The sequence below is a fragment of the Pandoraea capi genome (genome assembly GCF_902459735.1).
In the GTDB taxonomy this organism is placed as follows: domain Bacteria; phylum Pseudomonadota; class Gammaproteobacteria; order Burkholderiales; family Burkholderiaceae; genus Pandoraea; species Pandoraea capi.
In genome coordinates, this window is record NZ_CABPRV010000003.1 from 305,322 (window position 1) to 323,046 (window position 17,725).

Sequence of the window (17,725 nt, forward strand, 5' to 3'; positions counted from 1 at the left end):
ATCGCCCACGGTCCTTCGCTGCGGTTGTCGAGCCGCACGATCGGGACCGATGTGACCGCTTTCGTCATGACCGCCTGATCCGGTCGACCTTGCGGTCGATTTTGCGATTTTTCATGCCGTTTTTCATGCGCTACCCAGTACAGCAGCCATCATGGAACAAGATCTGATTCACCTTCAGGATTTGCGCGCCGCGCTCGACGCCAAGCGCGTCTCGAGCGTCGAGCTGACGCAGCACTATCTGGACCGCATCGCCGGTGCCGCCGATCTGAACGCCTTCGTGCACGTCAATGCCGAGGCGAGCCTCGCGCAGGCCCGTGCCGCCGACGCACGCATTGCCGCCGGCGACGGCGCCAACCAGCCGTTGCTCGGCATTCCCGTGGCGCACAAGGACGTGTTCGTCACGCGTGGCTGGCACAGCACCGCCGGCTCGCGCATGCTCAAGGGCTACGAGAGCCCGTTCGATGCGGCCGTCGTCGAGCGTCTGTCGAACGCCGGCATGGTCACGCTGGGCAAGACCAACATGGACGAGTTCGCCATGGGCTCGTCGAACGAAAACTCCTACTACGGTCCCGTGAAGAACCCGTGGGACAAGCTGGCGGTGCCGGGCGGATCGTCGGGTGGTTCGGCGGCGGCAGTGGCCGCACGTCTCGCGCCGGTCGCGACCGGTACCGACACCGGCGGGTCGATCCGTCAGCCGGCCGCCTTCTGCGGTGTGACCGGCATCAAGCCGACGTATGGCCGCGTGTCGCGTTACGGCATGATCGCGTTCGCTTCGTCGCTCGATCAGGGCGGCCCGTTCGGTCACAGCGCGGCGGATTGCGCGTGGCTGCTTAACGGCATGGCCGGTTTCGACGCCCGCGATTCGACCAGCCTGGAACGTGCGGACGAAGACTTCGCACGCGGTCTGGGCAAGCCGCTCGACGGCGCCACGGCCGACAAGCCGCTGGCCGGCCTGCGCATCGGTCTGCCCGCCGAGTACTTCGGTGACGGGCTCGACGCCGACGTGCGCGAATCCATCGACAACGCGCTCGCCGAGTTCGAGAAACTCGGCGCGGTGCGCGTGCCGGTGTCGCTGCCGAAGACGGAACTGTCGATCCCCGTGTACTACGTGCTGGCTCCGGCGGAAGCCTCGTCGAACCTGTCGCGTTTCGACGGTGTGCGCTTCGGCCACCGCGCGGCCGAATATCGCGATCTGCTCGACATGTACAAGAAGTCGCGTGCCGAAGGCTTCGGCACCGAGGTCAAGCGCCGCATTCTCGTGGGCACGTACGTGCTCTCGCACGGTTACTACGACGCCTACTACCTGCAGGCGCAGAAGATTCGCCGTCTGATCGCGCAGGACTTCCAGAACGCGTTTGCCCAGTGCGACGTCATCATGGGGCCGGTGGCGCCGTCGGTGGCGTGGAACCTTGGCGAGAAGAGCGCCGACCCGGTGCAGATGTATCTGGCCGACATCTACACGCTGTCGGTGAGCCTCGCCGGACTGCCGGGCATGAGCCTGCCGGTCGGCCCGGGGCGCAGCGCGCGTCCGGTCGGGCTGCAAATGATCGGCAGCTATTTCGACGAAGCCCGCCTGCTGCAAGTGGCCGACGCGTTCCAGCGCGCGACCGACTGGCACAAGCGCGCACCGGCGGGCGTCTGATCATGGACCGCCAGCGCGTTCAGCACGACACGCTCTCGCACGCCGCCGTCTCCACGGGCGGCTCGCGTGATACCGCGTCGACTTACCGTCGGCTGATGTCTCGCGCCTTGATGCTCGCCGGCATGGTGCTCACGCTCGCGTCGTGCTCCCTGCCGTTCTCGCGTCCCACGCCGATCGCTTACCGCGAAATCAATCTGTCGGGCTATTGCTCGCAGACGGATGAAGACGGCTTTCGCGAACAGGCGACGCTCAATGTGCAGGGCAATCAGGTGCAGTCGCTGGACTGGCGTCTGTGGGTGGGCAGCCGTGGCAGTTGCCACTTCAATCTGGCGGATTTTCACCAGACGAAGTGGCGTCCGAGCATCGAGCTGCAAGCGAACCGCGGTAGCTGCAAGCTGCTGATCTGGCAGGACCCGGGCAACGTCACCATCGGGCATGCCAATTGCGAGGCGTACTGCTCGGCGGGCATCTACGAGAACGCGTGGCCGGTGAGCTTCGATCCGCAGTCGGGCGTTTGCGCACGGGATACGCGCCGGTAAGCACGCATCGGCCGACGTCGGACGGATATCGGGCTGGCATCGACGAACAGGAACAGACCGGGAAGTCGCCTACGTGGCACGACCGGCAGCGAAGGCAAGGCCAGAGGCCATGCCGACACGTTGAGAAGGCAGGGCCATCGCGCCGTGCCGACAAGTTGAGACAAGGGTGAACCTTATGCAATGGGAAGTCGTTATTGGTCTGGAGACGCACGCACAGCTCTCCACCGCTTCCAAGATTTTCTCGGGCGCATCGACGCAGTTCGGCGCGGCCCCCAACACGCAGGCCTGCCCGGTGGATCTGGCGCTGCCCGGCGTGCTGCCCGTGCTCAATCGCGGCGCCGTCGAGCGTGCGATCGAGTTCGGCCTGGCCATTGGCGCGACGATCGCGCCGCGCAGCATCTTCGCGCGCAAGAATTACTTCTACCCGGATCTGCCCAAGGGCTACCAGATCAGCCAGTACGAGATCCCGGTGGTGCAGGGCGGCGCGCTGAAGATTCAGGTCGAAGCCGATGCACGCACCGGCCGTGAAGCCTACGAGAAGGTCGTGACGCTCACGCGCGCTCACCTCGAAGAAGACGCAGGCAAGTCGCTGCACGAAGACTTCGCCGGCATGACCGGCATCGACCTGAACCGCGCCGGTACGCCGCTGCTGGAAATCGTGACGGAGCCTGAAATGCGCAGCGCGGCCGAGGCCGTGGCTTATGCGAAGGCACTGCACGGTCTGGTCGTCTGGCTCGGCATCTGCGACGGCAACATGCAGGAAGGCTCGTTCCGTTGCGACGCCAACGTGTCCGTGCGTCCGGTTGGCCAGAAGGCATTCGGCACGCGTGCCGAAATCAAGAACCTGAACTCGTTCCGCTTCCTCGAAGAGGCGATCCAGTACGAAGTGCGCCGTCAGATCGAACTGATCGAAGACGGCGGCACCGTGGTGCAGGAAACGCGTCTGTACGATCCGGACAAGAAGGAAACGCGTTCGATGCGCAGCAAGGAAGACGCGCACGACTACCGTTACTTCCCGGACCCGGATCTGATGCCGCTCGCGATCGACGCCGAATGGATCGAGCGCGTGCGTGCCGCCCTGCCGGAACTGCCGGCCGGCATGCAGGCCCGCTTCGTCGAGTCGTACGGTCTGTCGAATTACGACGCCGCCGTGCTCACCCAATCGAAGGCGCAAGCCGCTTACTTCGAAGCCGTGGTCGCCAAGGCAGGCAAGGCCAGCGCCAAGCCCGCCGCAAACTGGATCATGGGCGAACTGTCGTCGCTGCTCAACCGCGAAGACATCGCCATCGACGCCAGCCCGGTCTCGAGCGCCCAGCTCGCCGGTCTGCTCGCGCGCATTGCCGACAACACGATCTCGAACAAGATCGCCAAGGAAGTCTTCCAACTGATGTGGGAAGAGCGTGCCAGCGACGATGGCGCCGCCGATCGCATCATCGAGGCGAAGGGTCTCAAGCAGATCACCGACACGGGCGCGATCGAGAAGATCATCGACGAAGTGCTGGCCGCCAACGCCAAGTCCGTCGAGGAGTTCCGTGCGGGCAAGGAGAAGGCGTTCAACGCGCTGGTCGGACAGGCGATGAAGGCCACGAAGGGCAAGGCCAACCCGGCGCAGGTCAACGAGCTGCTCAAGAAGAAGCTCGGTGCCTGATTCGGTGGCCGATGACGGGAGCCGGTCGCGGTAACGACCGGTCACCGCCAGACGCCAAAGGCGCGGTCGCCGACGTTCGGCGCCGCGCCTTTTGTTTTGCGCCGAAAATTTCTTGATGCCGCCCTTCGCATTTGCGCGTTTTCCCAGAACGTCGAGCATTTGCACGGATTCCGAAGCGCCCCTTGTACGCACCCGCGCCGTTATCTCCCGGGTGATTCGCTCAAGCCGGGCGCCTTTTTTGCGCCGTACGCAAATTGCGCCATACTCCGAGTTGGTTTTCACGCAGGAGTCGGCGATGTTCGAGAAATACCGCGTCCCCCTTGGCAAGAAGCTGGACCTCTCGGCCTTCGATCCGGCCGACAAGCCGTTTTCCGGCGACAGTAAGGACGACGACAAGGCGCGTCTGACGGAACTCGCGCTCAAGCTCGACGAGTTGCAGACGATCCTGCACGCCAACAGCCGCCACCGTGTGCTGCTCGTTCTCCAGGGCATGGACACCAGCGGCAAGGACGGCACCATTCGCGCCGTGTTCCAGAACGTCGATCCGCTCGGGATTCGCGTCGCCAATTTCAAGTCGCCCACGCCGATAGAGCTGGCGCGCGACTTCCTCTGGCGCGTGCACATGGTGGTGCCCGCGGCGGGCGAACTGGCGATCTTCAATCGCAGCCATTACGAAGACGTGCTCATCACGCGCGTGCACGACTGGATCGACGCCGACGAGTGCAAGCGCCGCTACACGCACATCAATAACTTCGAGCGGCTGCTCGCGGACAACAACACGCACATCATCAAGTGCTTCCTGCATATTTCGGCCGACGAGCAGCGCAAGCGGCTTCAGGAACGCATCGACGATCCGAACAAACACTGGAAATTCGAGCTGGGCGACCTCAAGGAACGCAGCTTCTGGCCGCAATACACAAAGGCCTACGAGGCGGCGCTGTCGGCAACGTCGACGGAATATGCGCCGTGGTATATCGTGCCTTCCGACTCAAAACGTCACCGTAATCTGATGGTGGCAGAGTTGCTGGTACAGGCGCTGACGGAACTGAATCTGTCCTATCCGCCCGCCAGACCCGAGTTGACGGGCATGAAGGTGGAGTGAGGGACGGCATGAAGTGACGTGTCGCCGCGTGTAGTGGTGGGTAACGACGTGAATGGCCGTGAACGGCCGTGGCAACGATCCACGGTTGTTTTATCAGTAGAAGCAGACGCGACCGGGCGAGCGGGGGCTTGGCCGGCGAGTTGGCGTCGGATGGGGAAACGGGGAAGAAGATGAGTGACGAGAACGCCCGCCGGCCGGTGCCGGGGGACGCGGCTGCCCATGGGCAGGAGAGTGCAGCCAGACCGCTCGGCCATACCGCGCCGGGGTCGGGGTCAGGGCGGCGCCGCTGGGTAGTGGGTTTGCTGGCGATCGTCGTGATCGCGGGCGCGTTCGTGTGGCTGCGATCACGCGGCGTGCAGGCGCCGGTCAAGACGGCCGCCGCGCCGTCGGTCACGGCCGCGACGGTCGAGGTGCGCGACGTGCCGGTGCGGCTCATCGCCAACGGCACGGTCACCGCCCGCCAGACCATCGACGTCCGCCCGCAGATCTCCAGCACGATCCGGCAGGTCCACATCAAGGAAGGGGACTTCGTCAAAGCCGGGCAATTGCTGTTCTCGCTCGACGCGCGCATGGACGAGGCCAACCTCAAGAAGGTGCAGGCGCAGCTCGCCAAGGACGAAGCCGATCTCGCCAACGCCCGTCGCACGCTGGCGCGTACCAGGCAATTGATTGCCGAGCACTTCGTCTCGCAAAGCGCGCTCGATACGGCGCAAAGCGGCGTAGACAGCCTCACCGCGCAAGTCGCCGCCGACCGCGCTGCGATTGCCGCGAGTCAGGTGGCCGTCGACTACAACCAGATCCGCACAGGCATCGATGGCCGCACCGGTGCGATCAACGTGCATCCGGGCAGCCTCGTGACGCCGGGCGGCGCGGCGCTCGTGAGCATCACCCAGCTCGATCCCATCGACATCAGCTTCACGTTGCCCGAAGGCGCACTGGCCGAATTGCAGGCCGCGCGCGCCGGCGGTCCCGTCGCGGTCACCGCGACGCTCGGCACGACGGGCGTGAACGTCACCGGTCAGCTCAGCTTCATCGACAACGCCGTCGATTCCCAGACGGGCACGATCCGTCTGAAGGCGGCCTACGACAATCGCGACGCGAAGCTTTGGCCCGGCATGTACCTCAATGCCGCCGTGATCGGCCGCGTGCTCAAGCAGGCCAGCGTGGTGCCGCCGCAAGCGGTGCAGACCGGCCCGGACGGCAAGTTCGTCTACGTGATCGGCAACGACGGCAAGGTCAGCGCGAAGCCGGTGAAGGTCGGTTACGTGGAAGCGAAGCTCGCGGTCGTCGAGGGTGTGGCCGCCGGGGCGAAGGTCGTGCAGGAAGGCGCGGAGAACCTGCGTCCGGGCAACACGGTGACGGTCGTGGCGTTGCGTGACGCCGCAAGCGGCGCTACGGTCGCGTCCGCAGGTGATAAGGGTGATAGCGGGAAGGCCCCATGAACCTCTCAGAACTCTGTATCCGCCGGCCGGTCATGACGATCCTGCTGTGCGTGGCGGCCGTGGTCGCTGGCCTGATCGCGTACGGCCAGATTCCGATCTCCGCCCTGCCCAGCTATAACTCGCCGGTCATTCAGGTCACGGCCACGTTGCCGGGCGCGAGCCCGGAGACGATGGCCGCGTCGGTGGCCGCGCCGATGGAGAAGCAGTTCTCGACCATTGCCGGCGTGGCGGTCATCAGTTCGACCAATACGCAGGGCACCACGTCGATCATCATCGAATTCGACAGCGACCGCGATATCGACGCGGCGGCGGTCGACGTGCAGGCGGCGCTGTTCCGCGCGCAGCGCAAGCTGCCGGTGGAGATGACCACGCCGCCGTCGTACCGCAAGGTCAATCCGGCCGATGCGCCGATTCTGTTCCTCGCGATGAACTCGCCGTCGATGTCGCTCGCCGAACTCGACGATTACGCGGAAAACCTCGTCTCCCCCACGCTCTCCACGCTGCCTGGTGTGGCCCAAGTGCTGATCTTCGGGCAAAAGCGCTTCGCCGTGCGCGTGAAGGCGCGCCCCGATGCCCTCGCCGCGCGCAAGCTCACGCTCGACGACGTGGCGCGCGCCCTCGCGTCAGCCAACGCCAACAGCCCCGTGGGCACGCTCGACGGCAGCCGTCAGACGCTGACCATCGAAGCCAACCGGCAGATGACGAAGGCCGAGCAGTTCGCGAACCTCATCATCGCCAGCGTGAACGGCAACCCCGTGTATCTGCGCGATGTGGCCGACGTGCAGGACAGCGTCGAGTCCGTGAAGACGGGAAGCTGGGTCAACGGCGAGCGCTCGATCGTGCTCGCGGTGCTGCGTCAGCCCAATGCGAACACGGTGGCGACGGTCGATCAGGTGAAGGCGGCGCTGCCGCGTCTCGCGGAGCAAATGCCGCAGTCGATTCAGGTCAAGCTGCTCAACGACCGCTCGGTGTCGATCCGTGAGTCCATCGACGACGTGCAGTTCACGCTCGCGCTCACGGTGATTCTCGTCACACTCGTGATCTTCCTGTTCCTGCGACGGCTGGCCGCCACGCTCATTCCGGTGATGTCGCTGCCGGTGTCGCTGATCGGCACCGTCGCGCTCATGAAGGGCATGGGCTACTCCATCGACAACATCTCGCTGCTGGGGATCACGCTCGCCGTCGGGCTGGTGGTCGACGACGCCATCGTGATGCTCGAGAACATCGTGCGTCACATCGAGAACGGCGTGCCGCCGCTGCGTGCCGCGCTCGTCGGCTCGCGCGAGATGGGCTTCACGATTCTCTCGATCTCGATCTCGCTGGTCGCCGTCTTCATCCCCATCTTCTTCATGCCGGGCGTGATCGGGCTGATGTTCCACGAGTTCGCCGTGGTGGTGTCGCTGGCGATTCTGGTGTCGGCTGCGGTGTCGCTCACGCTGATTCCGATGCTGTGCAGCCGCTATCTCAAGCACGAGCAGGACGAAGGCATGGGGCTGCGCGCCACGCAATGGTTCGAGGACGGCTTCGTGTGGGTGCAGAACGCCTACGTGCGCAGCGTCGACTGGTGTCTGGCGCATCGCAAGTGGGTGATGGGGGCCGCAGGGGCGACGTTCCTCGCCACGGGCGTGCTGTTCGCCACGATTCCGAAGGGCTTCTTCCCGAGCGAAGACATCGGTCAGGTGCAGGTGACGGCCGAGGGCGCGCAGGACATCTCGTTCACGGCGATGTCGGCGTTGCTGCGTCAGGCGGGCGACATCATCCGTGCGAACCCGGCGGTCGAGACCGTGATCGTGTCGGCCAGCGATAGCAATCAGGGTCGCATGTTCATCAACCTGAAGCCGCACGGCCAGCGTCCGCACATGAGCGAGGTGTTGGAGGCGTTGCGACGCGAGGTGAAGCAGGTGCCGGGGCTGAACGTCTATTTCAATCCGGTGCAGAACCTGCAACTGGGCGGCAAGCAGAGCAAGAGCCGTTACCAGTATGTGATGCAGAGCGTGAAGCCGGGCGAGATGCAGTTGTGGTCCGATCGTCTCATGACGATGATGCGCGCCGATCCGATCTTCCGCGACGTGACGACCGACGCGCAGATGAAGGGCCTGCAAGCGCAACTCACCATCGACCGCGACAAGGCGAACACGCTGGGCGTGGCGATCGGCGACATTCGCAGTGCGCTCTACAGTGCGTTCGGGGAGCGTCAGGTCTCGACCATCTACACGCCGAGCGACAGCTATCAGGTGATCTTGCAGGCGGACGATAACGACCGCCGCGACGAAGGCGCGTTCGACAAGATCTATGTGCGTGGCAAGGGCGGGGCGCTGGTGCCGCTCTCGGCCGTGGCGACGGTCGAGCGCAAGATGGGGCCGGTTTCAGTGAACCATCAGGGCCAGTTGCAGGCTGTGACGCTGTCGTTCAACCTCGCGCCGGGTGCCGCGCTGGGCGATGCGTCGCAAAAGATCGTGGGCTTCCAGCATCAACTGGGCTTCCCGCCGAGCATCATCACGAGCTGGGGCGGCGACGCGGCCGCGTTCCAGAAGTCGCAGGCCAGTCAGGTCGTGCTGCTCGTCGGCGCATTGCTGGTGATCTACGTGCTGCTCGGTGTGCTGTACGAGAGCTACATCCATCCGATCACGATTCTCGCGGGGCTGCCGTCGGCGGCGGTCGGCGCGCTCATCACGCTGCGTCTGTTCGGCATGGACCTTTCGCTCATCGCGGTGATCGGCATTCTCATGCTGATCGGTATCGTGAAGAAGAACGCCATCATGATGATCGACTTCGCACTCGACGCGCAGCGCAACGGCGGCATGACACCGACGCAGGCGATTCGTCAGGCGTGCGCGCTGCGCTTCCGTCCCATCATGATGACCACGCTGGCGGCGCTCATGGGGGCCTTGCCGATCGCGCTCGGACTCGGTGCGGGCGCTGAGCTGCGGCAGCCGCTCGGTCTCGCAGTGGTGGGCGGGTTGCTGTTCTCGCAGGTGATCACGCTCTACATCACGCCCGTCATCTATCTCTATCTCGACCGCTTCGCCGGTAAGGGCCCGCTCGTGCTGCCCGGTGACAAGGCGGCGAACGACGGCGGCGAGCGTCGCAATGACGCGGGTGGGGCTCACGGCATGGAGCGCACCGCAGGCGTCGACGGACTCAAAACCGGCCACGTTCACTAAGCGTTGACTGTCTGCTCGCGCGGCATGTCCCTCGGCATGCCGCGCGTCTGCATGCCGCCCTCCATCACAGGCACACCTGCCTGTCATCCGGAAGCCGTGTCCTGTGGCTTGTGAATTGGCTGATTCCTGACATTTGCGCGGGCCTTCAAGTGCCCTTGGATTGCGTTTAGTCGCATTCCTATTTTTTCGTTGAAGCACCCGTCGGTGTCCCGCCGTCGGGTTTCCAGCCCCCGTCTTGCTCTGCCCAACATTTTGCGATGTATTTCGCGAGTGTCGTCGCGCGTCCGCAGGTATCGGAAATGGCGCACCAATAGGCGATTTCTTGCTTGCGTCGAATGTCAATTTGCGAAAGACGCGCGCCGCACGCGACAACGCGAAGGCGCGCATTGGGGCATAAATCGCCCCTGTCGTCGCAAGCGAGGTCTCTCGCATCGCGGCGTCGTGATTTCCCATTCCTTCAAGAAAACGGACTGACAAATGAACGTACGTACAGACGCGAGCGCAATCGCGCAACTCAAGAACAAGGTGGCTTTACGGATGAGCAAACGCCGTCAACGCGGGGTGACGCTAGTGGAGCTTTCGGTCGCTGTGGCGGTGATGGGGCTGATCATGGCCGGGGCGATGGTCGGCGTGCCACGCCTGATGAACAACGTGAAGCTGTCGCAGGAGATGAAAGACTGGCAGATGTCGGCGCTGGCGGTGCAAAACGCCGTGGCGTCGGGCGCGCTGCCCGTGACGACCACGCCGCAGCAGATTCTGAATCTGGCCATCGCCGAGCCGTTCAATCGCTCGGCGCCCGACAAGCTGCTCAACCGGTTCGGCGGTGCGATCACGATTGAAGCGGTCGACGGCGCGAACTTTCCATCGAGCGGCGTCAAAGTGAAATCGACCGGCTATCCGAGCGCGCAGTGCCAGGAGTTCGCCAACAAGATGCAAGGGCTGTTCGCCACCCTCACGATCAACGGCACCACGATCAAGGACAAAGCCAAGGCACTGGACATGACCGAGATCCCGACGGCATGTACCAAAACGGCAGGCGCCGGCGGCAACCAGGTGGACGCGGCGCAGGCCGACATGGAATTCACCATTGCCGGATGAACAGCATTCACGGGGATCTGAATTGAAGGCGGACAAGACATGACCCATCCAGGAATGCGTGTGGCATCGGTCGCTTTGCTGTTCGTGGCAGCGCTGCCGTTGGCCCGTGCGTCGAGCGCGCCACAGACCGACGTCACGTGGATGTTCGCGAGCCACAAGCCGTTGATGCACTCGGTCGGCGTTCGTGAGCCGGGGGACCCGGGCCCCGTGCCCGGTGCGGCACCGCTCGCCGCCGTTGTCGACCTGCCGTCCGAAGCGCTGCGTCGGCAAGGTGTGGACGACGCGCGGCGGCACGTGCAGGCGGCGTCGGTCCCGGTGCCGGCGCCGCTTGCGCCCACGCAGGTTCCGCCGGATCAGCCATCCCCGTCGAGCGCAGCGTTCGAACTTGCGCTGCAACCGTCGGACGGCCGCGTCTCGCAGGCCGTCCGACGCTACGCCGAACGCCATGGCTGGCAGTTGGCGTGGGAGATCGATCGCGACTTCCCCATCGAATATCCCGCCACGTTTCGCGGCGATTTCCTCGGCGTCGTCGAGCAGATCGTGCGTTCGCTGCAAAACACCGATGCGCCGATACGCGTGAAGGTCTACGAGGCCAATCGCGTGTTGCGTGTCGTGCACGCCACACAATAACCGGCGCCATGCTTCGCGCATGGCCACCGACATCGGAATCAGTCATCCATGAGAATGCGACTCGGCGTGTTGTGCGCCATCACGTTACTGACAGCGTGCGGCACGCCGGGCATGCTGTCGAAAACCGACGAGAATGTCACGCAGGCGCGCGAGACGGCGCGCGTGGCGTCGGAGACCCATGCCGCGCCTCCCATCGGCGCCATCGAACACGTCGAAGGTGCGTGGCTCTCCCGCAAGTCCGTCGCCGTCAACGCGACGGTCGCCCTGCCGGAGTTCTTCAAGCGCGAGGTGCGTTTCTCGACGGGCACGCCGTTGCCGATGTCGGTGCTCCTCACGCAAGTCGCCAGAGGTAACGGCCTCACGATTCGTCTGGCCTCGGACGTGGGATGCGACACCGGCGCCCCCGGTGGCCGTGGCGGTCCCTCTTCTGCCCCCACCCGAACGTTTCAGCTCAACTGCACGGACACCGGCGAGCCCGCGGTACCGCTGCAATATCACGGCTCGCTTTCCGGTCTGCTCGATACCATCGCGCATCGCTCCGGCACCCACTGGACGTATCGCGACGGCGTGGTGCAGTTCGCGCGTTTCGTGACACGTACCTTCCAGATCAAGATGATGCCCGGCAGTTCGACGTATACGGCGTCCGTGGGCAAGGCCTCGAAGATGAAGGCCGATCGGGGCGCGTCCGGGGGCAGCGGCGGGACGTCGGCGGGGGGCGTCGACCTGAACTTCAACGCCGACGCCAACGTCTCCGTCGAGTCGGAGCTCGACTACTGGACGGATCTCGTGAAGGCCGTCACCGACATGTTGTCGCCGGGCGGACGGGTGACGCCGTCGGTCGTCACCAGTTCGCTGGTCGTGACCGATACGGCTGACGTGATGTCGCGCGTCGCGCAATACATCGATTCGGAGAACGCCGTGCTCGGGCGTCAGGTCAAGCTGCGCGTGCAGGTGTATTCGGTCACGCTGGATGAGAACTCGGCGGCGGGCATCGACTGGGATCTCGTTTACCGCTCGGCGAGCGGTTTCGTCGCCGGCCTGAGCGGCCCGGCGATGGGCGGCGCCCTCATGGCGCGCAAGGGCGGCCTGAGCGTCAGCAAGATTCCCAATGGACGGCTCGCGGGTTCCGCAGCGTTCATCAAGGCGCTCAGCAAGCAGGGGCGGGTGAGTACGGTGATCGATACCACGGTCGTCACGCTGAACAATCAGCCCGCACCGGTCGCCGTCACGCAGAATCGCGGCTTCATCGCGCAGACCAAGATGACCCCCGGCAACTATGGCGGGCAAACCGTGGTAACGGCGGAGCAGTCGGTGCTGACCACGGGTTTCGTGATGAATCTGCTGCCCACGCTGATGGACAACCGGAGCGTGATGTTGCAGGTGCAGATCGACATGTCCGACCTCAAGAAGCTCGACAAGATCAACCTGCGCACCGGCAAGGAAGCGCCCAGCGGCAGCGATTCGGGCAGAGGTAACGGCGGGCCGGACTTCAAGGCGGACGTCGACGGCAAGGGGGCGAGTTTCGAGGTCGGCGGCAACGATGGCGAGCACGGTGGCGGTGGCGATGGCGGCTTCGGGGCGGGCACGTTCATGCAGTTGCCCATTACGGCATCGGTCCAGACGATGCAGCGCGCTTCGCTGAAGTCGGGCGACACGCTGGTGCTGAGCGGCTTTCGTCGCAAGGACGACAACACCGAGCGCGACGGCATCTTCAACTACGAAGGCGGTACGAAGGAGGCGAATCAGCACGTCAACGAAGTCGTGATCCTGATTTCGCCGGAACTGACCGAGGGCGTGTGACATGGCACGCGCACTGTCCAATCACCTCGTTGTCGGCGCGCAGTGGGAGACGCTGATCGGCCTCGAGAAGGAGATGGCCGAGATTCGCAGTCTTGCGCGCAGCCGCGACGCCTCACACTTCGCGGTGACGGACGACGGCGCGGGCACGCGCACCGTCGGACTGATGGCGTTGTCCGAGACCGACGCCGCAGACGCCATCCACGGGTACGCGCTCGCCGCCGTGCTCGGTTCGCTCGTCGACGCGCCGAACGTCGCGTTCATCCATCCCGATCCGGACGATCCCGCCAGAGCGCTGTTCGTGACATTGCGCGATCACCGTCCTGAACTCGATCTGGAACTGCCCGCGTCGGCGTTGAAGCATCGTCTGGAGCAATGGACGGCGGAGGTCGGCGGGCCGGTGAAGTTGGCCGGGGTGATGCGTATGGACCTGCCGCACGCGGACGTCGTTCTCACGCTTGACGATATCGCTGCCGCGGCGCTGCGCGAGGAGGCGGCACAGGCGCGGTTGAAGCCGGTGCGCAAAGGATTGCCGGGCATGCCCGCCCGCCAGATGAAGATCGCCGCCGCGCTCATTGCGATGCTGGTCGTGGTTAGCGGCGCGGGGTATTGGGGATGGATGTGGTACGAAGATATGCAGCGCGAGAAGCTCGCCGCTGCCAATCGCGTCGATCCGGTCGATGCCTACAAGGCGGCGCTCAAGCGCGCGCTTGCGGCGGAATCGTTCTCGACGGGCGCGTCGTATGCGCGGCATCTGCAACGCACGATTACGCGTCTGCCGGCGAATGCGGGCGGATGGCGCCCGGCGAGCATCGACTGCAAGGCGCGGCGTTGCGAGATCGAATGGCGGCGTCGCGAGGGCGGCACCTTCGATCTGCTGCTCTCCCAGCGTCCTGCGGCGCAGATCGTCGACCTCGATCACGCGAGGGAGGTCGTCACGCTACCCGACGATGACGCGACGTCGGCCCGCACGGTAGCCGCATCGGTCGGCGCTGCGTCCGCGAATGACGCGTCGGAGGCGATCGAAGACGACGGCGATGCTCGCGTGACCCCCATCCCGCGCAATCAATTTCTGCGCACGGCCGGCGCCCGTCTGCAAGCGCTCGGCGACTACGGCATGGACATCGCGCTGACGATGCCCAAGCCGCTGGTGCCCGTGCCGCCGGGCGTGGCCACGCGCCACGACGTACCGCTGCCGATCTCGAAAGGCGAATGGAAGATGGCGGGGCATCTGGCGTTCTACGACTCCGTCGCGGGCTTGATGATGCGCGCGGGCAACATGTCGCTGGGCGAGTTGAAGATCGTGGTGGACGACGGCAAGCCCGTCTTCTCTGCACAAGGAACCTACTATGTTCATTAAGTTTTTCCGCCGTGCCGTGTTGACGATGGCGGCGGTGATTCCGGCAACGGCACACGCGGAGGAGACGATCGACGCCTTTGCCCGCGCCCATCTCAAGGCCTCGCAGGAGGCGCAGGACGCAAAGCAGGCCGACGCCAGGGCCGCCGCGGCGGGCAACGCACACGGGCGTGCCGACACGAAGCCTCCGCCGACCGGCGAGCCGCCCGAGTTGCTGTTCATCTACGGCGTGGAAAACGCGACGGTGGCCTACCTGCGCGTCGACGGCCGCTTCGGGCGCAACGTGACCCGGGGCGACAACGTCGGCGAGTGGAAGGTCGTCGACATCGGAGACGATTTCGTCGACCTCCAACACGGTGCGAAGCGCAAGCGCCTGTTGTTGCCCAATGCCTTCGGGATTGCACCATCGTCCGCTACGCAAGCGAGTCAGCGTATGCCGAGGGCATCTCATGGCGAACGTTTCTGAGCGGTTTCGCGCCGTTCTGGCGCGCTTCGGGCATCGCGCCAGAACGCGTGCCGTGGTGCATCCCATCGCCGATCTGCGCGAATCGGACATTCAGACCCTCGGCTGGCGCCAGGACCTGGGCATCACGCTGGCCGGTGCGGAGCACGGCTCGCTCGTGCTAGTCGCCATGAAGCCGCGTCTCTACCTGGTGCTGCTCGAACACAACACGTTCGTGCGCACGCAAGGCTCTGACTTGCTCGACCGCTTCGACCGCGCGGTGCGGGCCAGGCATCGACTCGATCTCGAAGGTATCTACGTGGGCACGACCGAGGAGATTCTGCTGATGCAGTCGCGTCTGCAACAGCAGGGCGACGACAGCGATCGGTCCGGCGAGCAACGCACCGGGGCGTATCGCAATTTCGATCTGATCATCGAGCGCGCGATCGAGGCGGGGGCGTCGGACATCCACTTCGAGTTTCGTGAAGGGCGTCAGGTGCAGGTGCGCATGCGCATTCACGGCAAGCTGCGCATGACGGCGGACAGCGATCGTCTCGCGCGCGACTATCACGCCATGCTCGATGCTGTGTCTGCGGCGTACAACTCGCGCGCCGATCCGAGCAGCCGAAGTCATAACCACTTCGACGAAGCACAGCATCAAAGCTGCTCGATCCCGCTCACGCTTCGTCAACGCAAGTATCAGTTGCGTTTCCAGAGCGTGAAGGAGAATCGCGGCGTGGACGTGGTGTTGCGCCTGCTGATCAACGAAGCGACGGATGGCGACGTGCTCACGCTCACGCAGCTCGGGTACTCCGACGATCAGGTCGAGATTCTCGAAGACGCGGTGCATCGCAGCCCGGGGCTCACGATCATCGCGGGCGAGACCGGCTCCGGCAAGTCGACGACGTTGCGCACGTTGATGACCTACGAGCGCGACTCGGGCAAGAAATTCTTCTCCATCGAGGATCCGGTCGAATACATCCAGCCCCACATGACGCAGATTCCGATTCAGCGCCGTGCGGAGGACGGTCCCGGCGACTCGCCGTTCGGCGCCGCCGCCAAGGTGCTGTTGCGGGGCGATCCGGACAAGCTGATGCCCGGGGAGATTCGCGATGCGGAGACCGGTTCGTTTGCCAAGTCGATGACGGAGACGGGCCATCAGGTGCTGTCGACGGTGCACGCGTCGAGCGCGTTCGGCATCGTGACGCGTCTGGTCAGCGAGGAGATCGGCATGCCGCTCGCCGCCGTCACTTCGCCGAACTTTCTGACGGCCATCGTCTATCAGAAGCTGCTGCCGGTGCTGTGTGCGCATTGCAAGCGTCCCGCCGCCGAGGCGCTCGATGCGGCCACGCTGTCGGTGATCGGCACGCTCGGTATCGATACGTCCAGGGTCTGTGTCGAAGGCCCCGGCTGCGAGCGGTGTCGCGGGCGCGGCACCGGTGGGCAGACCGTCGTGGCGGAAGTGTGCGAGCTGACTGACGAACTGCTCGATCTGCTGCGCGAAGGGCATTACTGGGAAGCCGAACGTCATTGGCGTGCATGCCATGACGGCGACCTGACCAGCCCTCACATGACCGGCAAATCCGCAATGGAGCACGCGATGTTCAAGATGTCGCAAGGCCTCGTCGATCCGCACGACGTCGAAGCCGCGTTCTGCAAGCTCAAAAAATTTCATTTCCGTCAGACGACGTCGGCCGGCACGTCTTCTGCGCGACGTCTCGCCAGCGTGTGACGTTGCACTGATGCCGGCCTGACGTTTTGCACCCACTGCCATGATCGAAGCTGCCAACCGCCTGCTCGCCAAACTCTCGCCCGCGCGTGACCCCTATCCCGGATTGACGAAAGCCAAACGTCGATTCCGCAAGACCCGCGCCAAGTTCTACAGCGACTTCGCCGACGCCATCGAAGATGGCGCCAATCCGTTCGAACTGTTCTCACGCCGCCATGCCCGTGCCAAGGAGCGTCGCAATCCGATGGCGCCGCTCTACGCCGTATGGCGTGACCGTGCGAGTTCGAAGAATCTTCAAAAGTCGTGGGCGGGCACGATTCCCGAGGAAGACCTCGTCGTGATCGCCGCCGGCGAGAAGGGCGATCTGCCCGGCACGCTGCGCTTTCTCGCGCGCGTGGTCACGCTTCAGCAGCAAACCCGCGCGGCCATCGCCGGTGCGGTGGCGTTGCCGATCTTTATGTCCGTGCTGCTCGCGGCGATTCAGCTCGGCGTGGCGTACGGCATGATGCCGATCATGACGGAGATCATGCCGCCCGAGAAATTTCCGCTCGTCGGCGCGGGGCTTTACGTGATGTCCGGGTTCGTCGCGAGCTGGTGGCCGTTTCTCTACGGCGTGCCGGTCGCGCTCGTCGTCATGATGTCGCTGTCGTTCAGCCGGTGGACGGGGCCGATGCGTCGACGTCTCGACAATTTCGGCCCGTACGCGGTGTATCGCGATGTGCGTGCGGGGGAATTTCTCGTCGCGCTGGCGGCACTCACGAGCGCCAAGACGTCGGTGTTCGATGCCGTCTCGCTGCTGCTCGCGCGCGCGTCACCGTGGTTGCGATGGCATCTGCTACGCATGCGTGCGTCGCTCAAAAGCGAGCGCAGCATGATCAAGGCGATGGATACGGGCATCTTCAACGAGGAGGTGTTCGATCGTCTCGTCGAGTATTCCGGACGCACCAACTTCGACGCCGGTATTCGCAAGATCGGGTTGATGACGATCGAAGAAGTCGCGGAGCGCATCAAGACACGCTCCGCGACGCTGCGCTCGGTGCTGCTCGCGATGGTCGGCCTGACCATCATCTTCACCGTCGGCGGCATGCTGCAAATCGGCCACGCTGCCGGTGAGTACGCACAATCGATGTTCTGA

Annotated in this window: 13 protein-coding genes; all 13 read left to right on the top strand. The window is 64.7% G+C overall.

Annotated elements, in window-relative coordinates:
* Positions 1-151: 151 nt before the first annotated feature.
* The 13 genes from gatA (at position 152) to PCA20602_RS08150 (ending at position 17,725) form a co-directional block, all read left to right on the top strand.
* The gene (gene gatA, locus PCA20602_RS08090; RefSeq protein ID WP_150720785.1) at positions 152-1,642 is read left to right on the top strand and encodes an Asp-tRNA(Asn)/Glu-tRNA(Gln) amidotransferase subunit GatA; all 1,491 of its coding nucleotides are present in this window, start codon (positions 152-154) and stop codon (positions 1,640-1,642) included.
* Between the two features lie 110 nt (positions 1,643-1,752).
* The gene (locus tag PCA20602_RS08095) at positions 1,753-2,181 is read left to right on the top strand and encodes a hypothetical protein (protein WP_246182105.1); all 429 of its coding nucleotides are present in this window, start codon (positions 1,753-1,755) and stop codon (positions 2,179-2,181) included.
* A gap of 175 nt (positions 2,182-2,356) precedes the next feature.
* The gene (gatB, locus tag PCA20602_RS08100) at positions 2,357-3,829 is read left to right on the top strand and encodes an Asp-tRNA(Asn)/Glu-tRNA(Gln) amidotransferase subunit GatB (RefSeq protein WP_150721099.1); all 1,473 of its coding nucleotides are present in this window, start codon (positions 2,357-2,359) and stop codon (positions 3,827-3,829) included.
* Between the two features lie 295 nt (positions 3,830-4,124).
* Complete coding sequence (locus PCA20602_RS08105) at positions 4,125-4,931, top strand: polyphosphate kinase 2 family protein (RefSeq protein WP_150720786.1); 807 nt, start codon at positions 4,125-4,127, stop codon at positions 4,929-4,931.
* Positions 4,932-5,101: 170 nt separating this feature from the next.
* Positions 5,102-6,373 carry an efflux RND transporter periplasmic adaptor subunit gene (locus PCA20602_RS08110; RefSeq protein ID WP_150720787.1) on the top strand — a complete coding sequence of 424 codons (1,272 nt, stop codon included), beginning with the start codon at positions 5,102-5,104 and terminating at the stop codon, positions 6,371-6,373.
* Positions 6,370-9,537 carry an efflux RND transporter permease subunit gene (locus PCA20602_RS08115; protein WP_150720788.1) on the top strand — a complete coding sequence of 1,056 codons (3,168 nt, stop codon included), beginning with the start codon at positions 6,370-6,372 and terminating at the stop codon, positions 9,535-9,537. The genes PCA20602_RS08110 and PCA20602_RS08115 overlap by 4 nt, the downstream gene beginning before the upstream one ends.
* A 477-nt stretch (positions 9,538-10,014) precedes the next feature.
* A complete protein-coding gene (locus tag PCA20602_RS08120) occupies positions 10,015-10,635 on the top strand; it encodes a type 4 pilus major pilin (RefSeq protein WP_150720789.1) in 621 nt (206 codons plus the stop codon).
* A gap of 39 nt (positions 10,636-10,674) precedes the next feature.
* Positions 10,675-11,265, top strand: a complete 591-nt coding sequence (locus PCA20602_RS08125; protein ID WP_150720790.1) for a toxin co-regulated pilus biosynthesis Q family protein — start codon at positions 10,675-10,677, stop codon at positions 11,263-11,265.
* A gap of 48 nt (positions 11,266-11,313) precedes the next feature.
* A complete protein-coding gene (locus PCA20602_RS08130; protein WP_150720791.1) occupies positions 11,314-13,065 on the top strand; it encodes a secretin N-terminal domain-containing protein in 1,752 nt (583 codons plus the stop codon).
* Between the two features lies 1 nt (position 13,066).
* Positions 13,067-14,422, top strand: coding sequence for a type IV pilus inner membrane component PilO (locus PCA20602_RS08135; protein WP_150720792.1), 1,356 nt, complete (start codon positions 13,067-13,069; stop codon positions 14,420-14,422).
* Positions 14,412-14,885 (top strand): hypothetical protein, encoded by a 474-nt coding sequence (locus PCA20602_RS08140; RefSeq protein WP_150720793.1) that lies wholly within the window; start codon positions 14,412-14,414, stop codon positions 14,883-14,885. Before PCA20602_RS08135 ends, PCA20602_RS08140 begins: the two co-directional genes overlap by 11 nt.
* Complete coding sequence (locus PCA20602_RS08145; protein ID WP_174980911.1) at positions 14,869-16,593, top strand: GspE/PulE family protein; 1,725 nt, start codon at positions 14,869-14,871, stop codon at positions 16,591-16,593. Before PCA20602_RS08140 ends, PCA20602_RS08145 begins: the two co-directional genes overlap by 17 nt.
* A gap of 40 nt (positions 16,594-16,633) precedes the next feature.
* Positions 16,634-17,725 (top strand): type II secretion system F family protein, encoded by a 1,092-nt coding sequence (locus PCA20602_RS08150; protein ID WP_150720795.1) that lies wholly within the window; start codon positions 16,634-16,636, stop codon positions 17,723-17,725.